The organism is Ruthenibacterium intestinale (assembly GCF_040096265.1).
GTDB lineage: Bacteria > Bacillota > Clostridia > Oscillospirales > Ruminococcaceae > Ruthenibacterium > Ruthenibacterium komagatae.
On the sequence record NZ_JBBMFA010000019.1, the window covers coordinates 1 to 2603 of the forward strand.

The 2603-nt window shown below is 53.2% G+C and carries 2 protein-coding genes and 1 pseudogene; 2 read left to right on the top strand and 1 reads right to left on the bottom strand.

Annotated features, from left to right (window positions below; genetic code table 11):
- Positions 1-29: 29 nt before the first annotated feature.
- Entirely contained in the window at positions 30-941 is a 912-nt protein-coding gene (locus tag WMO24_RS00440) for a LysR family transcriptional regulator (RefSeq protein WP_349214077.1), read from the bottom strand.
- 190 nt (positions 942-1131) lie between these two features.
- On the opposite strand from WMO24_RS00440, the gene WMO24_RS00445 reads away from it, so the two are divergent.
- Positions 1132-2343, top strand: a complete 1212-nt coding sequence (locus WMO24_RS00445; protein WP_349214078.1) for an iron-containing alcohol dehydrogenase — start codon at positions 1132-1134, stop codon at positions 2341-2343.
- A gap of 147 nt (positions 2344-2490) precedes the next feature.
- Positions 2491-2603 (top strand): annotated as a pseudogene (locus WMO24_RS00450) (sulfide/dihydroorotate dehydrogenase-like FAD/NAD-binding protein); the annotation flags it as partial.

A 2603-nucleotide genomic window follows, 5' to 3' on the forward strand; every position in this document is an offset into this window, starting at 1 on the left:
GGCAGCTTCTAGAAGCTGCCCGGGTTTCTTTAGACTTGCATGAGTGCATTGATTTTTTCATGGACGGTATCCAAAAAGCCAGACGCTGCGTCCGGAAGATGACCGCGCCAGATAGCGGCGTCCCGATACACCCAGCCGGAGGAGCAGGGTCGCTGTACCAGTTGTTCCCGCTCCAGAACTTCAGCGGGCATTGGGCTGACCCACATAAAGCTACCGCGAACACTGCGAAGCACATCGAACTGCGCAGCGCGATCGTAGACCAGAATATGTGAACCCGACTGGCTGTCTTGCGCCGTGGGAGATACATCCTCCGGAGAGGTGGCGGTGATGTCCCCATGTAGGACTTCAGGGTATTCTGCCAATCGGCTGGGGGAAATATCTGCGATGGGAGCCAGCGGATGGCTTTTGTGCATAAGTGCCACCATATGGAAATCCCACAGAGGAGCCAGGTGCAGCCCTTTAGCAGCGGCCAGTCCCTCAAAGTAATCCGCCCGTTCGGTGTGGTAGCGCACGATGCCCAGTTGTGCGTCACCGGTGAAAACGGTTTGGATGGTGTCGCTGGCATTGGCCTCTCGATATTGCAGGCGGAAATGCCCGTTGGCATGCCCTTGTGCCCATTGGCAGAACGCGCTTGCTACATAGCTGGCGCGAGGGACGCACAGAGAAAGCTGTACTTCGGTTTGTCCCTGGGGCTGATAAAGGGCTTTCAAGCTTTCCACCTGGCTGAGAATTTTACGGGCATACACCAAAAATTCTTCTCCGGCTCGAGTGGGCTCAATTCCTTGGGCAGTGCGCCGAAACAGTGGGCGTCCAAGTTCCTCTTCCAGTTCTCGAAGCGCCTTGGATAAGTTGGGCTGGCCCATGTACAGCTTTTTGGCTGCTTTGCTGATAGAGCCGCATTGTGCAATTTCTACTGCATAGCGCATCTGGGTCAGATCCATACAAAATCTTCCTTCCTTGGATATTGTTAAAAAATAAACAAGCTATTCTTTTTTCATATAGCCCTTATTCCTATTATACATTTTACAATGGAAAAAGAAAATGATAATATTTTAACAAAGGGAAGCGGAGAGCTTCCAAAATACAATCGTGCCGGGTTTGCCCGGAACATATAAGATGGAGGTCATTACAATGGCACGTTTTACATTACCCCGTGATCTGTATCATGGCAAAGGTTCTTTGGAAGAGCTGAAAAACCTGAAAGGCAAAAAGGCCATCGTGGTTGTTGGCGGCGGCAGCATGCGTCGTTTCGGCTTTTTGGACCGCGCCGTTTCTTATTTGAAAGAAGCCGGCATGGAAGTTGAGCTGTTCGAGAACGTCGAACCGGATCCTTCCGTGACCACCGTTATGAAAGGCGCCGAGGCTATGCGCAAATTCCAGCCTGACTGGATCGTGGCCATGGGCGGCGGCAGCCCCATCGACGCTGCGAAAGCTATGTGGGCGTTCTATGAGTATCCCGACTGCACCTTCGAGCAGCTGATCACTCCGTTCAGCTTCCCCGAGCTGCGTCAGAAAGCGCACTTCTGCGCCATTCCTTCCACTTCCGGCACTGCGACCGAAGTGACTGCGTTCTCCGTCATCACCGACTATGACAAGGGCATCAAATATCCTCTGGCTGACTTCAACATCACTCCGGACGTGGCCATCGTTGACCCGGATCTGGCTGAGAAAATGCCCCCGAAGCTGACCGCTCACACCGGTATGGACGCTATGACCCACGCGATTGAGGCTTATGTGTCCACTCTGCACTGCAACTACACCGATCCTCTGGCTCTGCACGCCATCAAGATGATCCACAACGATCTGAAGAAATCCTATGACGGCGATATGGATGCTCGCGATCGTATGCACGACGCACAGTGCCTGGCCGGCATGGCGTTCTCCAACGCGCTGCTGGGCATCGTTCACTCCATGGCTCACAAGACCGGCGCTGCGTTCTCCGGCGGCCACATCATCCACGGTGCTGCCAACGCAATGTATCTGCCGAAGGTCATTAAATACAACTCCAAGGTTCCTGAGGCTGCTGAGCGCTATGCTGAAATTGCCCGCTTCATCAACCTGCCCGGCAACACCACCGAAGAGCTGGTGGACGCTTTGATTGCTGAGCTGCGCGAGATGAACAAACAGCTGAACATTCCTCTGTCCATCAAGAACTATGGCGAGGGCGGCGTGATTGCTGAGAACAGCATCATCGACGAGAAAGAGTTCAACGAGAAGCTGCATGACGTGGCTGCCAATGCCATTGCCGACGCCTGCACCGGCTCCAACCCCCGTCAGCCCAGCCAGGAAGATATGGAGAAACTGATGCTGGCTGTGTATTATGACAAAGAGATCGATTTCTAATCGAATTTTTTGCCGGAATTGACAAAAGCATAAATCGGGGCGCATTCCAGTCCGCATTTGTGCTATACTGGAAAGGCGAAGCCGCTGGGCAGCGGCTTCGCCTTTTTCAAAGTGAAGTTGTCACCGTTTTTTAAGGAGTGAAGGACATTGTACAAAATTTTAGAGAAGGAAGCGCTGAACCCCACGGTCACCAAAATGGTGATCGAAGCACCGCTGGTGGCTCATAAAGCGCAGCCCGGCCAGTTTATCATCTTCCGCGC